22 protein-coding genes are annotated in these 19,555 nt (G+C 45.0%); 10 read left to right on the top strand and 12 right to left on the bottom strand.

Annotated elements, in window-relative coordinates:
• Positions 1-22 precede the first annotated feature (22 nt).
• Together VN447_RS20945 and VN447_RS20940 are read right to left on the bottom strand one after the other, a co-directional pair.
• Positions 23-319: an Hpt domain-containing protein gene (locus VN447_RS20945; protein WP_325527972.1), complete on the bottom strand. Its 297-nt coding sequence runs from the start codon at positions 317-319 to the stop codon at positions 23-25.
• Complete coding sequence (locus VN447_RS20940) at positions 316-3,087, bottom strand: hybrid sensor histidine kinase/response regulator (protein WP_325527970.1); 2,772 nt, start codon at positions 3,085-3,087, stop codon at positions 316-318. Before VN447_RS20940 ends, VN447_RS20945 begins: the two co-directional genes overlap by 4 nt.
• 169 nt (positions 3,088-3,256) lie before the next feature.
• On the opposite strand from VN447_RS20940, the gene VN447_RS20935 reads away from it, so the two are divergent.
• From VN447_RS20935 to VN447_RS20915, 5 genes are all read left to right on the top strand, one after another.
• Positions 3,257-4,582: a putative DNA modification/repair radical SAM protein gene (locus tag VN447_RS20935; RefSeq protein ID WP_325527968.1), complete on the top strand. Its 1,326-nt coding sequence runs from the start codon at positions 3,257-3,259 to the stop codon at positions 4,580-4,582.
• A complete protein-coding gene (locus VN447_RS20930; RefSeq protein ID WP_325527966.1) occupies positions 4,561-4,920 on the top strand; it encodes a hypothetical protein in 360 nt (119 codons plus the stop codon). The genes VN447_RS20935 and VN447_RS20930 overlap by 22 nt, the downstream gene beginning before the upstream one ends.
• Positions 4,901-5,392, top strand: a complete 492-nt coding sequence (locus VN447_RS20925; RefSeq protein ID WP_325527964.1) for a TIGR03915 family putative DNA repair protein — start codon at positions 4,901-4,903, stop codon at positions 5,390-5,392. Before VN447_RS20930 ends, VN447_RS20925 begins: the two co-directional genes overlap by 20 nt.
• A 14-nt stretch (positions 5,393-5,406) precedes the next feature.
• Positions 5,407-5,715, top strand: a complete 309-nt coding sequence (locus VN447_RS20920; protein WP_325527962.1) for a hypothetical protein — start codon at positions 5,407-5,409, stop codon at positions 5,713-5,715.
• A gap of 125 nt (positions 5,716-5,840) precedes the next feature.
• Entirely contained in the window at positions 5,841-6,893 is a 1,053-nt protein-coding gene (locus VN447_RS20915; protein WP_325527960.1) for a hypothetical protein, read from the top strand.
• 21 nt (positions 6,894-6,914) lie between these two features.
• On the opposite strand, the gene VN447_RS20910 is transcribed toward VN447_RS20915, so the two are convergent.
• On the bottom strand, positions 6,915-8,135 hold the full coding sequence (locus tag VN447_RS20910) for a divergent polysaccharide deacetylase family protein (protein ID WP_325527958.1): 1,221 nt from the start codon (positions 8,133-8,135) through the stop codon (positions 6,915-6,917).
• Positions 8,136-8,379: 244 nt separating this feature from the next.
• Between VN447_RS20910 and VN447_RS20905 the strand changes: the two genes are divergently transcribed.
• The 4 genes from VN447_RS20905 (at position 8,380) to VN447_RS20890 (ending at position 12,057) form a co-directional block, all read left to right on the top strand.
• Positions 8,380-10,266: a methyl-accepting chemotaxis protein gene (locus tag VN447_RS20905; protein WP_325527956.1), complete on the top strand. Its 1,887-nt coding sequence runs from the start codon at positions 8,380-8,382 to the stop codon at positions 10,264-10,266.
• A 2-nt stretch (positions 10,267-10,268) separates the two neighbouring features.
• On the top strand, positions 10,269-10,595 hold the full coding sequence (locus tag VN447_RS20900; RefSeq protein ID WP_325527954.1) for an STAS domain-containing protein: 327 nt from the start codon (positions 10,269-10,271) through the stop codon (positions 10,593-10,595).
• 200 nt (positions 10,596-10,795) lie between these two features.
• Positions 10,796-11,164, top strand: a complete 369-nt coding sequence (locus VN447_RS20895; protein ID WP_325527952.1) for a response regulator — start codon at positions 10,796-10,798, stop codon at positions 11,162-11,164.
• Positions 11,165-11,178: 14 nt separating this feature from the next.
• Complete coding sequence (locus tag VN447_RS20890) at positions 11,179-12,057, top strand: hypothetical protein (protein WP_325527950.1); 879 nt, start codon at positions 11,179-11,181, stop codon at positions 12,055-12,057.
• Positions 12,058-12,114: 57 nt separating this feature from the next.
• On the opposite strand, the gene VN447_RS20885 is transcribed toward VN447_RS20890, so the two are convergent.
• Positions 12,115-12,609, bottom strand: a complete 495-nt coding sequence (locus VN447_RS20885) for a YajQ family cyclic di-GMP-binding protein (protein WP_325527948.1) — start codon at positions 12,607-12,609, stop codon at positions 12,115-12,117.
• Positions 12,610-12,759: 150 nt separating this feature from the next.
• On the opposite strand from VN447_RS20885, the gene VN447_RS20880 reads away from it, so the two are divergent.
• Positions 12,760-13,452 carry a YjbE family putative metal transport protein gene (locus VN447_RS20880; RefSeq protein WP_325527946.1) on the top strand — a complete coding sequence of 231 codons (693 nt, stop codon included), beginning with the start codon at positions 12,760-12,762 and terminating at the stop codon, positions 13,450-13,452.
• Positions 13,453-13,501: 49 nt separating this feature from the next.
• Here the strand turns inward: VN447_RS20880 and VN447_RS20875 are convergent, their stop codons facing one another.
• The 8 genes from VN447_RS20875 to VN447_RS20840 form a co-directional block, all read right to left on the bottom strand.
• Positions 13,502-15,349 (bottom strand): ASKHA domain-containing protein, encoded by a 1,848-nt coding sequence (locus VN447_RS20875; RefSeq protein WP_325527944.1) that lies wholly within the window; start codon positions 15,347-15,349, stop codon positions 13,502-13,504.
• Positions 15,350-15,494: 145 nt separating this feature from the next.
• Positions 15,495-15,887, bottom strand: coding sequence for a hypothetical protein (locus tag VN447_RS20870; RefSeq protein WP_325527942.1), 393 nt, complete (start codon positions 15,885-15,887; stop codon positions 15,495-15,497).
• Complete coding sequence (locus tag VN447_RS20865) at positions 15,880-16,473, bottom strand: GTP-binding protein (RefSeq protein ID WP_325527940.1); 594 nt, start codon at positions 16,471-16,473, stop codon at positions 15,880-15,882. Before VN447_RS20865 ends, VN447_RS20870 begins: the two co-directional genes overlap by 8 nt.
• 153 nt (positions 16,474-16,626) lie before the next feature.
• The gene (locus tag VN447_RS20860; RefSeq protein WP_325527939.1) at positions 16,627-16,857 is read right to left on the bottom strand and encodes a hypothetical protein; all 231 of its coding nucleotides are present in this window, start codon (positions 16,855-16,857) and stop codon (positions 16,627-16,629) included.
• A gap of 84 nt (positions 16,858-16,941) precedes the next feature.
• On the bottom strand, positions 16,942-17,571 hold the full coding sequence (locus VN447_RS20855) for a cobalamin B12-binding domain-containing protein (RefSeq protein ID WP_325527937.1): 630 nt from the start codon (positions 17,569-17,571) through the stop codon (positions 16,942-16,944).
• Between the two features lie 59 nt (positions 17,572-17,630).
• Positions 17,631-18,434: a methyltetrahydrofolate cobalamin methyltransferase gene (locus tag VN447_RS20850; RefSeq protein WP_325527935.1), complete on the bottom strand. Its 804-nt coding sequence runs from the start codon at positions 18,432-18,434 to the stop codon at positions 17,631-17,633.
• Between the two features lie 359 nt (positions 18,435-18,793).
• On the bottom strand, positions 18,794-19,219 hold the full coding sequence (gene ndk, locus VN447_RS20845; RefSeq protein WP_325527933.1) for a nucleoside-diphosphate kinase: 426 nt from the start codon (positions 19,217-19,219) through the stop codon (positions 18,794-18,796).
• 44 nt (positions 19,220-19,263) lie between these two features.
• The gene (locus VN447_RS20840) at positions 19,264-19,470 is read right to left on the bottom strand and encodes a hypothetical protein (protein WP_325527931.1); all 207 of its coding nucleotides are present in this window, start codon (positions 19,468-19,470) and stop codon (positions 19,264-19,266) included.
• Positions 19,471-19,555 lie beyond the last annotated feature (85 nt).

Genomic DNA, 19,555 nt, shown 5'->3' with positions numbered 1-19,555 from the left:
TCTTTAAAAACCTCCACGCCCGCTATTCATAGCGAATTTCAACAAACTCAAGATATTGTTTAAGTTCTTGCGCCAATTCGTACGCTGCCACCGCATCTTTACGTTTACCGGCCTGTTCAACGGCGGCCCCGATTTCGGTCACTCGCTCAAAGCCATAGCCGCCGCCAATGCCCTTTAGGGTGTGACCAATAACTCTCACTGATTCGTAATCTTGAACGTCAACAGCTGCCTTAATTGCACTAATATCTGTTTGGCGATTGGCTAAAAATCCCGGGATTAAATCCTCCAGATCCCGATCAATGACAACAACATCTTTCATGTTTGCTTCCCTCCGGCATAGCGCGCGATAGCTTCTAAGAGCACGCTTTTTTTGATTGGCTTAGTAAGATGGGCATCACAACCCATTTCCCGGGTCTTGGCTGTGTCTTCCTGCAGAGCATAGGCTGTTAGTGCTACAATGGGTGTACGCTCAAGTCCTTGTTCACGTTCCCAATTTCTGATGGCTTTTGTGGCCTGGTACCCGTCCATTACCGGCATCTGCATATCCATAAACACCAGGTCATAGCGGCTTAACTTAAACTTTGCAACAGCAATCTCACCGTTGACAGCCATGTCTAATTGGTGAGATGTCTTTTTTAGATAAGATTCGATCAGTAATCGATTATCCACCGAATCTTCTACAAGTAAAATTTTTACTGGTATTTGCTGCCTCTCGTCAGTCATCTGCTGATCATGTAAAGTGCTTGCTCCAGGTAGCTGGCATCGTCCCAGAACGTTCAGTATTGACTGCCGCAGCTCTGAGCGTTTAACAGGCTTAACCAGATAGCCGGCAATACCCAGTTCGGTACACCGCTGGATATTACCGCTGCGGGCATTTGATGTCAGCATCATGACTGTAGTTCCGGCAATATGCGGCGCTGCCTTGATGTGCGCCGCCACCTCAAAGCCATCCATTTCCGGCATGCAGCCATCTAGAAGGACTAAACTATAGGGTGTATCATTTGCGCTGGCAAGTTCAAGTTGCGCTAATCCCGCCTGACCTGAGCTGACTTCGTCCACCTGAGCGCCCCAAGCCGTCAGCGTTTCCCGCAAAATCAGCCGGTTCGTGGCATTATCATCGATGATCAAGACCTTCTGGTCTTTTATACAGTCAATAGATAGCTGGCCCGCGCGCGCTTGCTCACTGCCCCGGTCAAATAGCGCGGTGAAAGAAAAGATGCTGCCGGCACCAAGCGTGCTTTCGACCCAGATACTCCCGCCCAGCATCTCTATCAGATGCTTCGATATCGCAAGCCCCAGCCCGGTCCCGCCATATTTGCGGGTATCGGAGGCATCCACCTGAGTAAACCGTTCAAAAATATGGTCAAGTTTGTCTAGTGGAATACCAATACCGGTATCACGAACAATAAAGCTCAATTCCAGTCTGCCGTCTTGTAATTGGAGACCTTCCTTTATTTCTAAGACAACCTCACCTGATTCAGTAAACTTTACGGCATTACCTACCAGATTGGTAATGATCTGGCGCAACCGCGCCGGGTCGCCAACCAGATTGACAGGCGTACCTGGCGCTATATACTGACTAAGCTCAATATCCTTTTCATGGGCTCTTAGTGCCAGTATCTCACAGGTTTTTTCTACAATATCAGTTAAATCAAACTCTACCTTGTCTAGCGAAAAATGCCCTGCTTCTACCTTAGAAATGTCAAGGATATCATTAATGAGATTAAGCAGGTTTTCTCCCGCCGATCTGGATACTCTAACATACTTTTCCTGTTCTGTGGTAAGCGAGGTATCCCAGAGCAAATCGCCCATTCCTAATATTGCATTTAGCGGGGTACGGATTTCATGGCTCATATTCGCCAAAAACTGCGATTTAGCCACTGAAGCATCAAGCGCTGTGTCCCTTGCTTCGGTTAACGCCTGGTTGGCACAGTTCAGGGTTTCAGTTTTTGTGCTGATGTTTTCAGCCATATAGTTAAAGATATTACACAAATCTCTGATTTCGGAAACTGAACCATCAATAAGGCTTTGTTCAACACGATAACTGTAATCACCAGTCCGCATTGCATCAGCCCCGGCAATTAATCGCCTGATGGGGGTTTCCAATCTGTTTGCCAAAACCATGGATAAGGGCAATGAAGCGGCCATCAGCGTCAAGAAACACACAAACATAATACCGATCTCCCGGTAGAAAGGTTCTAGTATCTCTGTCTGCTCAACCTCGCCAATAATGATCCAGTTGCGGCTATTCAGCCAGCGGTAAGCGCCAAGGACCTCATGACCACGGTAGTCTGTATAGGCGGCATAACCAGCTTGTCCCTGACGGGCCAAACGAAAAGCTTCGGTGTTGATACTGAGGTTTAACCTACTGGTATCTTTGATCACACCTGTTTTTACCATCTGGTCTGTAAACCTGGATTCGGTAATCATTAACCCATCCTGGTTGACCAGATATGTTTCGCCAGTCCGGCCAAAATGGAACTGCTGCATAATTTTATCAATTGTGGTCAGTTTGACAGAGCCTGCAATAAGGCCTTTAAACTGACCCTTTTCATCAAAAACCGGCGAAGAAAAAACAATTACAGGCTGGCCGGCAGCTGCCCCCCGGCCGATAAGCACATCGCTTATGTATTCTTTTCCCTGCTTGGCAACATGGTAATAAAGGCGGTCAGACACATCACGTCCAGGCGCTGCTAATGGATTGACAATAGTAATACCGTCCTTATTAATATACCCGACATTAAAAAACTCGTCCTGACTTTGCAAAAACTGTTGTATTCTGTCATTAATGGCCGCAATATCCGGTTCCTGTGCTTTAATAACAGGCCAGTTTGTCATATCTCTGATTACCGAAGACCGTTCGTTAAACCACTTGTCAATTGTGGCATGCTGCATAGTAATCATCAGCTGCAGATTGTCAATTTTTTCGCGCTTGGTATTCTGCAATTCGTAATACGTGAAAACAAGCATTAAACTTACACAAGGCAGCAGCACCAGCATAAACCCCCAAAACCGCAGCTGAGATTTGAGTGTATTAAGTTTGAGTAAATAATTTACATAATTATATAAGCGGTCAAGGATTTGCATGTATACCTCCGAAAAAGTGGTAGTTGTTTGTTCGACGCGCTAACTGCCTATTCCTTCCGCTATACATGCTTTTTGTCTCCTTTTACACATCGGTGAAAATATGGTTATACTCCTTTACTAGAACATATGTTCTGGGTTATAATAAAGGCAAGTAAGGGAGTTGATGTACGTGGATGTTTTTGATAAGTTGAAGATTCTAACCGACGCGGCAAAATATGATGTGGCCTGCACCTCGAGTGGAGTGAATAAAAAGGCGGCTGCCGGAGGAATTGGCAGTGCGGCCGCTAGTGGTATCTGTCACAGCTTTTCAGCAGACGGGCGGTGCATTTCCCTGTTAAAAGTGCTGATGACCAATGTTTGCGCTTATGATTGTAAATACTGCGTTAACCGCTTGTCTAATGACACGCCTCGGGCTTCCTTCACGCCACGGGAATTAGCTGAGCTGACCATCAATTTTTATCGTCGTAATTACATTGAGGGCCTTTTTTTAAGCTCTGGCGTGCTGAAAAGTCCAGACTATACCTGCGAACAAATGATTGAGGCACTGCGTATTCTGCGAGAGGAGTATCGTTTTTCCGGATACATCCATGCCAAGGCCATCCCCGGAGCAGACAGTGCACTGCTCACCCGCCTTGGTATGCTGGCAGACCGGATGAGTGTGAATATTGAACTACCCTCTCAGAACAGTTTGCGGCTCTTGGCACCAGACAAGTCAAAGCATTCCATTTTTACACCCATGGGCTATATTCAAAACCGCATACAAGAAAATTCGCGAGATATAGTAAAGTATCGGCACGCACCTAAGTTTGTTCCCGCCGGACAGAGCACGCAGATGATTATAGGTGCTACACCAGACACAGATTTTCAAATTTTGAATTTAGCAGAAGGTCTTTACAAGAAATATAAACTGAAGCGCGTCTTTTTCTCTGCCTATATGCCGGTAGTTGAAGATAGCCTCCTGCCTACTTTAGATACAAAACCACTGCTTTGGCGTGAACACCGGCTTTATCAGGCGGACTGGCTGCTCAGGTTTTACGGGTTTGCCGCTAACGAGCTTCTCGATCAGCAGCATCAAAGTTTTAATCCCTATTTAGATCCTAAATGCAACTGGGCACTTAATCATATGGATTCTTTTCCTGTGGATGTCAACCGTGCTCCCTATCGCGACTTGCTGCGAGTGCCAGGCATCGGCGTAACCAGTGCCAAGCGGATTGTAACTGCCCGTCGTACAACGGCTCTCCGTTTTGATGGCCTGAAAAATCTAGGGGTTGTCCTCAAACGCGCGCAGTATTTTATCACCTGCGGCGGAAAAACAGCGGACGGCATAAAAATTGCACAAAATGCGGTGCTCCGCTCGTTACTATCCGAAAAAACGCTGGAACTATATCATTCGAGCTTCTCCTTGCAGACAGAACAGCTTTCCCTTTTTGACCAACCGTCGATGCTACCCTTGCCACAGGAGGATATACTAAAATGCATAACCAGTCAGATCTGATTTACCGTTATGATGGAAGTTTTGACGGATTATTGTGCTGCGTATTTGAAAGTTATGAAAAAAAAGAAATTCCGATGGATATTCTTTTGCCTGATACATCCCAGCCCCTGCTCTTTTCTGTAAAAGAAATTCCGACTGATTTGCAAAAAGCAAGCCGGGTATTGGCCTCCATCCCTAAAAAGCTGGGGACTGTAGCACTAAATTTTGTACGACACGCCTTTTTAACTTGTCTTGTTCAAAAAGAGTTAAACATCCTGCTATTCCTGCGGCTAGGGTACCGTCATGGCCCGTCTGTAATCAATATGCTGACCAACGGACGTGGTGAATACACTCTTTAAAGCGGTTAATCATTTAGACAGGGAAAGTCATTTGCTAAAAGGATTCCTGCGATTTTCTATTTTCAACAACGTTCTCGTGGGCGAAATCGAGCCGAAAAATTACGTACTGCCGCTGCTGGTGCAGCATTTTTGTGAGCGTTATCCAGAAGAGCGCTTTTTAATCCATGATAAAACACATGGCATGGGACTGGTGTATCAGCCATACCAGTCTGCGGTCATTCCTATCGGCGCCCTTGAACTGCCTGAAGTAGATGCACAGGAGCAAACCTTTCGCGAACTATGGCAGCTATTTTACGATACCATTGCGATACAGGGACGGCATAACCCACAGTGCCGCATGAGCCACATGCCAAAGCGTTACTGGACATATATGACAGAGTTTGGCCGCACACAAAAAAATATCCCGCCAATACAGCCTAGCTCTAGTGTGAAATTATTGAGCATTTCTGCGAATGAAAAATTGACCTGGTAATAAAGAGGAAAACTATGGATATTTATCGAATAATACCTCAATTTGAAAGCGAGGGATTATGCTATGGCATCTCCAGTTTTGGCAAGACATTCAGCATCTCCTCCCCGTCAGATAACGAAAAAGTTGAGCTAGATGTACCTACAAATTATCATTTACGAATGAACATAGCCCTCCAGAACAATGGCTCAACCCTGCAAAGTGTCGCCTATATATCAAAAAACCCGATCAAACAGTCTAATGCCATTTTTACCATTGTCCTTAAAGCACCTGAGCCGCAGCCAGTATCAATAGCCTCTGACGATTTTGAGATTTCCCGCCCATAAGTTGTGAAACGGAAACACCCCGCTAACGAAGAAGTAGCTGACAGGCTTCTTCGCTAGCGGGGTGTTTTTTTGGCATTTTAGGCTCATACTAAACTATCTGTAACTTCGCTATAAGGAGCTACGTCATGCAGGCATCCATATTAGTCTATCGCTTATTTGACACTGCTAACTCTATTGATCTGGCTAAGGCCGAATCCCTGCTGGCTATTGGCGGTCATGTATCCCGGCTGCGCCTGACCCGTGTATCACCTAAGGCCATCGCTTTTAAAGATCCGCCAGTCACAGTCATGCTCGCACCGCAGCAAATCCCGATCGGTAACAGCACTTTCTCAGCTGATGTCCGCGCCAGGATATATGTTTTCGGCGTCATCAGCATTATTATAAAGGTTAACCTGCCCGCTAATTATACTTATCAGGATTTAATTAACCTGGCCCCGGTCATCGACCATATTCCTGATGCAATTTTCCTTAGTACGCTTGAGGCAGTCTTGTCCGGCATTCGTCCGGCACTTAAGGGCGAGCGCGCGCCTGCGGTTGAAGAAGACTTAGTCGTTTACTATTTCCGTGAATGGCAGCAGGACTGGGATCCTGTGCCTATTCTCCTTTCTGAGAAAGAGCCTGTCAGTCCTGAAACGCGGCGGGAAACACTGGCAAACCGTTTATCTTATGCTGATGACTTTACCATACTCGGTTGGACCACCGTAATTGTTTATGACCCGTCCGGCAGCCCGGATATCCCCGATCTGCTGGAGTTTGCCAATGCCCAGTTCCTGGAGTTGCGCTACTATGATCTGATGCTCAATCAGGAAATTGACAAAATGTATGACGCTATTACCGAAGCCGAGCGCACCATTGTCTACCGGCGGCTTGGCAAGTATCGCCGTATCAGGCGGCAGCTGTTAGAGCTGATGGCTGATATTACCTCTATCACCAGCGAAATCGAAAACTCGTTAAGAATCACAGAAGATGTTTTCTACGCCAGGGTGTATACAACCTACCTGCGCATCTTACGAATCCAGGATTGGACGGCCAGTATTGATCAGCGGGTAGAGGTCATTCAACGCAGCTACAACCTGCTGACTGATGAAGTAGTGACCAACAGATCCGAAATCATGGAGGTTGCCGTCATCCTCCTTATAGCTCTTGAAATAGTATTATCCCTCATAAGAGTTCATTGACTAGAAGCAGGAGCAATCAAACTATCTAACCAGCTGATCCGCATATACCAGCCGGATACCGGCTGCTTCCATTTCCGGTATCATGTCCCGCACGGCGATGACCGTATTAGGCCGGGCATGGCCAATGACTGTTACGTTGCCATTTTTGTGAGCCATATCAACTGCTTTACGCAGTTGTTTTTTTATTAGTTCAACGTCAGAGCTGTTGTCTAAAAACAGCTCATTTTCTCCTGTCCGCAGCCCTAGTTGCCTTGACACTTCAGCGGCCACCGTTTTACCGTTGGTGCGGCTATCAATAAAAAACAGATTATGCGCTTTGATAACACTCAGCACCGTTTTCATAACCCGCCTGTCTGCAGTTGCCTTAGATCCCTGGTGATTATTGACGCCTTTGAGGCCAGGTATAGAGGCAATGGCTTTGTCCACTGTCTGCCTGATGTCTTCATCACTCATTTCGACCCGTATCACTGTTGGCTCAACCTCTTCAGCTGTTGACAGCGGCTCAAGCGGCAGGTGCAGCATAACCAAATGGCCGGCACTGAGTGCCCTGGCTGCCGCCTCGTTACTATACTGGCGGTATGGCAGCACCGAGAAAGTGATGGGCCGTCCCATATCGGCAAAACCGGCAATCGGTTCCCGGGTATAGCCGAAATCATCAATTACGATTGCCATGTCACCCTGGCGGGCCTCAGCCTTGGGTTTAGCAGGCAGTACACCTTTATCTTTAACAATATAGATCCGGTCAGTCACTAGAGTAAGCGGTTCGCTGTTTAAAATATCCTTGATACCGACATCAATCCGCACTGCCGGCGCTCCGTTATAAGTATCCGGTTCAGTACCGATTACCTTGCCGCCTGCTGAAGCCACAAACGGGGTTAAAGCTTGTTCCAGGCCTTCTGGCGATACATTTTCCGGGAGTACAACGAGCATACTCCTGGTATGCCAGCGGATAACGCCTTCTACCCCTTTGCGCGGAACCTCCCGCTTAGCTTCTTTAACCTCTTTCGGGGTTAATTTAGCATTTGTCAAACCGCTATCAACAGCAGTATGAACTTTAGCAGCAGTTGCTGTGAAATCAAGTACCACACCGGCCCCTGTCTTTTCCAGATTATAACCGGGTTCAGGCTGTGCTGGAGACCTTTCTGGGGGGTGACCTGTTTGATAAAAGATGATAGCTGCAAAAATGGCCACCAGCGCCAGTATCCATTTAAAATTATTGCTTTTTTTAGCTTTTTTAGCCATAGAGGTTCTCCTTGTGCGTTTTTTGCTATATTGATTTTTCATAATAATTATATATTTTTGCTGACGCTTATGTCTACACGATTTCTATTGATTCTGTCATTATAACCGGATAACAGAAACTTAACATAAAGTTAACGCTACCTTAAAATACCAGTGAAGGATAATCCCTTGCCAAAGACTAACATTTTATAGCAATAGCAAATATGACCAATGAAAAAAATACACGAATGTAAAGGAGTACAGCGTGAACTTATTAAAACGGATTGCAGCCAGTAACAGGCTTCCAAAAAAATTCAACATTAAAATACCTGCTAGGTTACGCTGTCAACTAAAACTGCCCAACAAGCTAAGACTGCCCAACAAGCTAAAAGAACTACAGGAAAAGGTCTCTTCTAGTTTGTTACGCCACTTAAGCCTGAGAGCAAAGTTGCTCATCGTTGTAGCCATTTTTTCGCTATTGTCTATTGTTATCGGTATAGTCGGGTTACAAGGTATAAAGACCTCCAACGATGCCCTTAAAAATATGTACACAAGCCGGATTATCGCTCTCCAGGAGCTAAAAATCATGTCTGAGGCACTCACGGTAAATGTTGTAGATACCTGCCACAAAGTCAGCGATGGCCACATGGCCTGGGCGCTAGGCAGAAACAGGCTGAGCGAAGGGGCCCAAATTATCAAAGACCAGTGGAGTACCTACAAAAGCCATGTATCAACAACTGAAGAAGAACAAATGGTCGCTCAGATTGACGGTTTCATGGGTATTGCGGACGGAGCACTGACCAAAGCAGCGGATATTATGGTAAAAGAAGATAAACCGGCCTTGAGAGCTTTTATGATCGAAGAGTTGTACTCAAGTATTGAGCCAGTCTCAGGTAAACTATCCGAACTTATCAACCTTCAGCTCGAGTTAGCCAAAAGAGAATATCAAAGCGCTGATAATCGGTACAATTGGCTGACCATGCTATTTTCGGGCATGATTGTTACAGGATTAAGCATCGCCATTGCCATTGCGCTCTTCATCCTACGCCAAACGCTCCGGGAAATTCATAATATGGTTACTTGCGTCGAACAAGTTGCCTCAGGCAACCTGGCATTATCAGCAATTACCGTCACAACCACAGATGAAATTGGCCGCTTGGCTACAGCTATAAATTCCATGGTCACGAACCTGCGCTCACTTGTAAAAACAGTCTCTTTATCAGCCGAGCAGGTAGTGGCGGCCTCCGAGGAAACGGCCGCTTCGGTTGAGCAGGTATCCACTACAGCCGCCGAGGTAGCAGGTAACAGTTCCACGCTGGCCGCTGACGCTCACGTCGGCACAGCCTTGGTTGTAGAAGTCTCTAAGTCGCTGTTAGAACTCTCCTCACTGGTTGATATAGCCAAACGCGAAGCCACGTCAGCGGCCGCCAACTCCAAGGCAACCCTGAACACAGCCCTGGAAGGCCGGGACACAGTGGCCAACACAGTAGCCTGTATGGGCCATATTAGAGACAAAACCCTTGAGACCGAAGAATTAATGATCACACTTAATCAATATATTGCAAAAATCGGGGCTATTACCGATACCATAACCGGTATTGCCTCACAAACAAACCTGCTTTCATTGAATGCTGCCATCGAAGCCGCCCGGGCCGGTGAGGCTGGCCGCGGTTTTGCTGTGGTAGCACAAGAGGTCAAGAAACTGGCTAATCAGTCAACCAAGGGAGCGTCTGAAGTATCGGCACTCATTCAAAGGGTAAAGGAAAGTACCACAGCCGCCGCTCAGGCCATGCAAGGCAGCCGGGCTGAAGTGGAAGACGGCGTAGCCAGCGCCAGCCAAGCTCAGAGTGCTCTGGAGAATATTTTTTCAGCCATCAACAGCACAGTAACTGACATTGAGGCCGTAATGGCAATCACCGATGAAGAGGTCACACAGTCAGACCGGATTATTGATCTGATTGACTCATTGGCTACTGTTATAGAAAACACCGCTCACCAGGCTGAAGAAGTCTCAACAGCCACCAACCAAACAGCAACCGTCATGGACTCCCTTGCTGCCAACTCGACTGGCACCAACAAAATGGCTGCCAACTTAAAATCTGCCATTGCATTCTTTAGAACCGAACAGTATGTGAATAAATTGGAGGCGTGAAAATGGAAAACCAAGAGTTTCTTATTGAAAACTGCCAGGTTATCGCAATTCTTGCAGGAAACCTGCAAGGAGAACTGGCCGCCCGAGTCCGTGAAACTATGCTGACATATATAGCCGACGGCTACTGTAACTTTAATGTTGATTTTTCCAAGGTAAGCAATATTAATTCAACCGGTTTAGGCATGCTTGTCAATATTCAGAAACGTGCAGTGCAACAGGGTGGCGATATCATTATTTACGGTCTGCACGGTACTGTTAAAGACGCCTTTGACCGTACCCGGCTGAGTAAAGCCTTTACGATCCTTGATTGTAACAACGCGGTAGCGTAAACATAGTACAACAGACAGCAAGATTGCTTCACTGTGTTTGGAGTGAATGACAAACACCAGTATGGCAATCTCACTTAAATTTGGAACTTAAATTCATTAGCAACCCACATATTAAAATTCCATAATCTGCAGGATTTGCTAAAAATATTTAGAATATGTTAAAAGATTACATTTGTTAACTGTTAACGGAAGGAGTTTTTATGGTGAATACTTGTACTTCCAAGGTATTAATCTGTGACGATTCAATGCTTGTTCGCAAAAAGCTTCGTGATCTATTAGAAGAAATGCACTGCCAAGTGTATGAAGCAAAAAACGGTGTCGAATGTGTAGAACTATTTAAAAACCATAAACCAGGCACAATTTTTATGGATATTGTTATGCCTGAATTAGACGGTTTGGAAGCGCTTAAGCAGATTAGAGAGCTTGACAAGTGCGCTAAAGTTATCATGCTATCATCTACCGGCACCTCCTCTAAAGTACTGGAAGCGCTCAAACACGGCGCAGCTGATTTTATTCAAAAACCCTATAACAGAGACCAGATTGCTAAGGCTGTCGGCTATTCTAAATAGTAAGGGAGGCAACCATGTTTACTCAATATTTTGGCCAATATCTTTTCAATAAAGGCATTATCTCAGCCGATCAGCTTTGTGATTTACTCGCTTATGAACAATCCACCCGGGTAAAACTTGGTGTATTGGCTCTCAACTCAGCGCTAATGACAGCAATTCAAATCGAAGAGGTTCACGAGCTGCAGCGAACCATGGATCGACGTTTTGGCGAAATTGCTTTAAGCAAAGGCTATCTCACCCAATTGCAGCTTGACAACCTGCTTAAGCAGCAAAATAGTCGTCATTTAGGCTTAAATCAGGCCATTATTGATAAAAAATATCTCACACTAAGCCAGTTGGAAGCCGCCCTCGAGAGCTTTAAACAAGACAACCACCTGTCACAAGATCTACTGCAATCATTACAAAGCAACGATATTGACCAAATTGTTCGCTTATTCCTCGACTTTCCCCAAGATGAATTAGGCCGTTTGCATTATGAATATGTGGCCCTTCTCTTAAAGAATATCGTCCGGTTCCTTAATGACCAGCCGCTACTGTCTCGTCCTCTGCCGCTAACCAAGCAACCGGAAGGTTGGATTATTTCCCAGCAAGCTGTTGGCAATCAGACTCTTTCTGCCTCCTTAGTGCTAAGCGATTCATCACTAATCGACCTTGCCAGTCGTTTTAGCCAGGAAGAGATAACCCAGGTTGACGAGTTGGCGAAAGACAGTGTAGCCGAGTTTTTGAATCTGCATAATGGTATTTTCTTAATCAATATGGCAGACAGAGGTCTAGAACTCGACCTTAAACCTCAGACTGTTCAGGCCTATTCCGATAGTATCAAATCCACTGGCTGCCGGATTCCTATTACCCTCACCTTCGGCTCTATTGAACTCTTACTCTCCATCACCTGATTTAACAAAATCAGAGCACCAAAAACCCCGCTAACACTAAGTTAGCGGGGTTTACATTTACGAGCGGAAGTTAATATACTGCAGATCTACTCCGAAATCTTTTTCTCTAAGCTTTTGAATAACTGCCTGCAAATCATCCTTTTTAGCGCCGGTTACCCGCAATTGGTCATCCATAATTTGCGCCTGGACTTTAAGCTTCTGTTCTTTAATGTAAGCAATTACCTCTTTGCCCTTTTCCTTACTGATGCCTTTTTGTATGGTAACCGTTTGCTTGACCGTACCGCTAAATGCAGACTCAATTTTACCAACATCCAGACACTTTAAAGGAACGTTACGCTTAACCATTTTGGTCCGCAGAATGTCGAGCATTGCTCCAAGCTTATACTCATCTTCAGCTGATAATTTTAAGGACTCTTTATCCATAACGATTTCAGCTTTGCTGCCTTTGAAATCGTAGCGCTGCCCAATCTCCTTAGTAGTCTGATTGACAGCATTATCCATCTCCTGCATATCTACTTCTGATACAATATCGAAGGAACAGTCTTTCGCCATAATAAGTAACCCCTTTCACACAATAGCATTAGTCAAAAATATAATACCATATTTCTCTATTTTGTCCAAAAAACCTGCTGAAGTAAGCGAAGTCACCCTTTATTCTCCATAATCATAGTCTAGTGAAGGCAAGAATAAGGAGGGAACTATGTGGATTGGTCAATTTTATTAAGTGTTATAGCAGTTAACCTGTTGCTCTCAGGAGATAACGCCCTTGCGATTGCTATGGCGAGCCAGGGGCTAAAACCAAAACACCAGAAAACCATCTTGTTACTGGGCAGCCTTGGTGCAGTCTTAATGCAAATTCTCCTGACATATACAGCCTCAATTTTATTAGATATTCCTTATCTTAAAATAGTGGGTGGAGTTGTTCTCACAGGGGTTGCCGTAAGGTTATTAATTTCAGATGAAGCCGCTCTAACACAACCGATTGAGAACCTGGATTTGCTCCCGACAATTCTCAAGATTATGATTGCCAATACAATCATGAGTCTGGATAACGTGTTAGCAGTCGCGGCTATTACCGAGGGTAATCCGTTATTGTTAGGTATAGGGCTATTGATAAGTTTTCCGGTCATTATTGGCGGCAGCTCCATCATCGCAGGTATTCTAGACAGATTCCCGTTTATCATGTGGATTGGAGCACTATTCTTAGGCTGGACCTCCGGCGGCATCATTGCCTCAGATGCCTTCATCGCGCAGTATCTGGACTTGTATGATGTTAATCATGCCGATATAGCCGCGCTGTTTGCTATTATTGTTGTTGCCATTGGTTTAGTATTGGGCAAGAATAAAGCGGCAGCTTCGAATGGTAATGAAAATAAGGAGCAGGGCTGTGATTAGCCCTGCTCTTTGGCATTTAGTGATACCAACTGGATTTCATATTCTCGAATTAACTTAATGGAAATGTAAGATTGGCCAAGAACCTATTTTGAAAACCAGGCTGCGCTGCCAATTCTATGTAGTTGGCTTTGCTTGCAATAGCCATGCATCTTTGCATTTTCGCTGCAGATAGTAACGCCTGAACTGCCCCTGTACCAGCCGCATTGCCGACAGAGCAGATGACCTCTTTCTTAAGTCCTGGCAGCATTCCAATGGTTAATGCACTGTCAATGTCAATATAATTGCCAAAGGCGCCAGCTAAACATACTGTTAGCTCGCTTTCACTATGCAGCCTTTCCATTAAAAATTGGATGCCTGTACATATTGATGATTTCACCAGTTGAATCTGACGTACATCGGCTTGAGTAATCGAGATATCAGCCCCACTGGCACTATTCTTCCCTTCTACAAGGACAAACTCCCATTCCCCCCCCTGCTTCTTCAAGCGGTGTTGCAGGGGTATCGGCAATTTCGCGGCTGATTTAGTAAACCGTCCGCTTGTCTCTACTATGCCAGCTTTCAATAGCTCGGCAACTGCTTTAACAATCCCTGATCCGCATATACCGGCAGGTTTGCCGCTGCCAATTACCTGTACCAGGACATCCTGCTCTGTTATAGCAACGTCTGTGATGGCACCATCGGCTGCACGCATACCATCGCGTATATGAGCCCCTTCAAAGGCAGGTCCGGCAGCGGTCGAACAGGCATACAGCATATTGCCATAGCCTATAACCATTTCGCCGTTTGTTCCTAAGTCTACCAATAACATTGGGTTATCCGAAATATCCTGGTCTACAGCCAGAATCGCGGCCGTCGTATCTGAGCCAACGAAGCTTGCAATATTAGGCAATACCATGATTTTTCCTTGCGGGTTTATCTCCAGTTCAATATCCTGCGGGTTGAGCGGCGACATATACTTAAATAAAGCGGCATAAGGCTTACGTACCAGCGTTGACGGAGAAATCTCCAGGACCAAATGAGACATAGTGGCATTACCGGCAATAGTCACAGCATACACATGGTTTGCAGCAACGCCTACCGAACTGCATAATTCAGCAATGATTTGATTTAAACAACGCCGGATGAGCTGAGACAGCCCCTCCAGTCCACCAAGCAGTTCGTGGGTTGCTTGAATCCGGGAAATAACATCTGCCCCCATCGACGCTTGCGGGTTATTTTTCGAGCACACGGCAACGACTTTTCTCGCATTAAGATCTACCAGCATGCCGACGACTGTAGTTGTACCAATATCAAACGCCACACCATACAGCACGCTTGATGTATCATTTGCTTCAACCGCTATGGCTTGATTATCCAATAGCGTAATCGTGATAAGCTCGGGTTTTGTTTCTACCACTTCACTTAACCGTCGCAGCATGGCTGCATTATCGATGAGCCCTGTGCTATCAAAACTACTGCCTGCTGTTGTCTGTGCCGCCAATGCTTGCCGAATCATCTCCTGCAAAGAATAATGATTATCTACTGTAGGATAGGCAGGAGCCAAAATCACTTTCTTTACAAGAGGCAGACTATCATCAACAATTATTTCGGTGGCTTGACCTTTTTGACTGGCTTGCTCCTTCTTCAGTACAATCGTGATGTCGCCCTGAGGATAAACCTGGCATGCCAAATAAGTATTATCGTTGCCGGGTTGAACTTGAAGTCCGTTTTTACCTATAACCTGACCTTTAAGAACCTGTATCTTACACTTACCACATGTACCTCTGCCGCCACAGTTCGCTTCCAGAAACACGCCCCCGTCAATGAGTGAACGCAAAATGGTTTTTTCCCGTGAACACGGCAGACACCTATCATTACCTGCAATAAGTAAAGTATAGGTTGAGGATGCTTCAATCATCAGTAAAACCTCTTTCCTATTGATCATTATATAGAAACCAAAAAGAAGAACTACTATTATATTAGTAGGTAGTTCTTCTTTTGGCGGAATGTATGTAGCGCGCCTGTCTACTGGGACAGGCGTCGAAACAGCATTGCTGTATCAATTAGCAACCATCTTCACATATACCCTCTCTGCGTAAAACGGCGAGTGAAGCATCCACTAATTCTGCTATGACTGCTCTACTATACCCAAAGACTAATACGTTGATATCCAAATTGATACTATTAAATTCACTGGCTAAGTCAGTAGTCCACTGAGCTGAAAATTTTACATCGACCCTGTCCAGCCGTGTAAGCGATAAAAAGATAAATTCCTCATTCGACAATTTGGCAAGCACCTTAATATGCCCCACGATAATACCATTATGGGATAACGGTCTGCCAATGTCTTGTATCAGCCGCATTACCAGTTTCTCAACGCCGGGCTTCGTAACAGCCTTTTCAAAACCAATGTGATGCGTCTTACTAAAAACCGAAGCATCGGTTAGTTTATTCAAAACCAATTACCTCCTCTATTACATCCAGAGGCAATTTATTTGCGGCACTGGCGACCCTAATCGGTGCGGTGCTGACTAGTTCCCTAATATCACGGATAATTTCCGCCTGGTCAGAACCGGCAATATCTGCTTTGTTAATGATAACAAAGTCTGTTTTTTCTACCTGCCCGGTAACAAGCGGCCCAAGGACTTCTTTTAGTTCTGGCCAACGACCCATGTCAACAATAGTTATTGTTTTAAAGCCAGTGTAGAAATGACAATATTCGTTAATCAACTTGGCTATATTGCCTGGAATCGCTAAACCAGTCATCTCAATGACAAGCCAGTCTGGCTTTATCGTATCATGGATCTCCCGCACTGCGCTTATCAGGTCACTGGTAATCTGGCAGCATACGCAGCCGCCAAAAAGCGGTCTTACTTGTAAGCCGCTATCAGATAACAGCTTATCATCAATACCGGCTTCGCCAATTTCATTTTCAATAAGCGCAACCGTTTCCTGCTTGTTTTCAGTAATATATTTGGCAACTTGCAATATTGTCGTTGTTTTACCAGAGCCTAGGAAACCGCCGAAAAGCAAGATATGCATATTTTCCTCCGCTTCTAGACATGAATTTATTGTTGTAACACCGCCATTATCAAGCCTGGCAGGGTTCTTGTTAAGTTCTCCTATGCAGGAAATCCGGATTGCTAAAGAGCAACCCGGATTGAGTTCACCTTTTGGATTGGTCCAACATATTATTTATTTTACTTTTGGAAAGCCTTTTGCGACATGGGGAGCTTCTACAGGGACTTCCAGCTCAGAAAGACAGCAAATTTCTTTTGCAATGCTCAATATCCTATCAATAATTGGAGCTATCTCATCCCGATCGTACTTTATATCCAACTGTGCATGTGCGTCCTGGCTATCCGGCAAGGTATCAAACTCATTCTCGCTGACGCTGGCTTTTGGTTTTTTATTCTCACAATCCATATAGAGAAGACACCCTCCTTCAACTCAAATCATTAAATAATTAGACGCACATCCAAGGTATAGACGAAAGGAATAACTACAGTTTTAGTTAACGCCTGAAGCCTTTTTAGACATTTCAACTGCGTCGTAGGCATTCTTACAATAGCCATCTGCGCTACACCATTTAGCAACATTTTCATCAACCGGACCGCCACCAACCAGAACAGTGGTTTTAATACCAGTAGCCTTTACGGCAGCTACAGTTTCTTTCATAACATCAAACGCAGTAGTTAAAAGGCAGAACATGCCAACTACGTCAGGTTTATGAGTTTTTACTGCGTCAACAAATGTTTCGATAGGAGCGTCTACGCCGATATCCACTACTTTGAAACCGTTGCAGCTTAAAATTGTGGAAACAATATTTTTACCAATATCATGAATGTCGTCTTTTACAGTGCCAAGGATGACTGTACCGATGGTTTTGCTGTCGCCGGAGTCGGCAAGAGCTGATCCAAGAAGACCGGCTGCATTAGAAAATACCTCTGCCGACATAATCAATTCTGACAGGTAGTAGTCGCCAGCTTCATACAGCTTACCTACGCCTTCCATACCAGCCTGGAGTTGTGCAAGAATTTCAACTGCGGGTACGCCAGCTGCCAGTTGTTCGTTTACACCAGCAATTACTAAATCTTCCTCTAACTCAGTTACCGCTTTTACAACATCAATCTTTGACATACGATCTCCCCCTAATTATATAATATATACTTATGAAGTAGGCCCGATTCCGTAGTAACTTACTCGTAAAGCCCTTTTCTATGAGCCTTCAGATATTTAGTGCAGTATCTATCATTGCCCAGCAGAGCCTGTCCTGCGTATACCACGCCCATCATGGCTTTGTCGGTTGGGTTCAGTATGTAACCGTCCATTCCCACTGTCATGGTTTGTACTACAAACAGCCGGTTGAGAACGGCCCGATTCGGAAAGCCATAGGAGATATTGCTCAAGCCGCAGGTTAAGTGTACGGCAGGATATTTTTTCTTAATGGCATAGATGGCGTCTAATACTGACTTGCCGTACTTGTCATTAGTACTTAATGGCTTGATCAGTGGGTCAATATAGATGTCATCCTGCTGGATGCCTTCTTTTTCCATGTCATCAATCAGCTTGCTGGCAATGCGCAGGCGATCTTCAGCAGTTTCCGGCATACCGGCATCTTCAATACATAAAGCAACAATCTTAGCATTAAACTCTTTAACTAGCGGGATAACTGCTTGGTAACGCGCTGTTTCAGCCGTTGTCGAGTTTATCATGCGCTTACCATTAGTAGTCTTAGCCAGAGAAAGTCCAGCCCTTAAGGCATTTACGTCAGGACTGTCAATGCACAGAGGCAGGTCTGTAACCTCTTGGATGGTATTTACCAGCCATTCCATACACTCAATTTCCTGTCCGACCATTGTTCCGCAGTTTACGTCCAGATAATTAGCACCGGCTGCCTCTTGCTGTTTGGCAACCTCTTGGATGTATGCTGCGTTCCTTGCTTCTACTGCTTCACGAATCGCCTTGCGGCTGGTGTTAATGAGTTCTCCGATTATTAGCATTTAATCTTTTCTCCTCCAATCCAGTTTCACACGTTGTATATACATCTATATATAGATTACCCGCATGATCTTTCTTTGTCAATACCTTTATCTCATATTTCTAAAAAATCTCAAAATTACTTTTACTACTTTCGATCTCTCAAGATGCAAACTGTCGCATAACGGCTATCTATAAATTAGTTGACCTCAATGAGGAATTTGATCAGCACCCAGCACTTACCGGCTTCAACAACGGCTAAATTAAAAAGCATGAACGCCATTATATCGTTCATAAAAAGGAAAAAAACCAGGATAGCCGCTTCGCTGGACACCTGATTTTTTTATGTTGTATTACTTATTGCACGGCCTTCCCGTCTATATCATTCATAGATTTCCTCTTCAGTAAAGTAAAGCGCAATTTCCCGTCTGGCACTGACAACACTATCTGAGCCATGTACAATATTATTATCCATAGTTGTAGCATAGTCGCCGCGTATCGTACCCGGTTGAGCATCGGCTGGGTTCGTAGCCCCCATCATTTTCCGCACTATACCGATCGCATGCGGTCCGGTAACGACAATTGCCATAACAGGTCCTGAAGTAATAAATTCAAGCAAAGCCGGATAAAAAGGCTTATTCAGATGTTCTTCATAATGCTTGGCAGCAACATCCCGAGTCAACCGCACTAGCTTAAGCGCAGAAATAGCAAGGCCACGCCGTTCGAAGCGGCTAATAATCTCACCACAAAGGTTCCTTTTAACCGCATCCGGTTTCAACAATACAAGCGTACTTTCTATGTTATTCATATATACATTACCTCCGGAATCTAAGAGTGTTAATCGTGTCAATTCTACAGTTTTCTCATTGTGGGTACTTCGTATTCGGATAATGAGCAGATTTCTCTTGCGATCGCACCCATCTGCTTAATAATCTGAGCAATTTCGCGATGCTCCTTTCCAGAATCGCACATTTTCCTGCAAGCCTTTTGGAAACTTTCCGCAAGCAGTTGCAATTCATTGTCAGGCTCCTGTTGGGCGCTCGAAGCATCACTTTGCATTTTCCTTCACCCCCATTATATGTGTTAAAACGAGGAAAGCCATCAGATATGCACCGACGGCTTTCCTCGTTTTTGTCAATTGCCA

This window comes from Sporomusa sp. (assembly GCF_035561155.1).
GTDB lineage: Bacteria > Bacillota > Negativicutes > Sporomusales > Sporomusaceae > Sporomusa.
This window is presented reverse-complemented; position numbering and strand designations above follow the sequence as displayed.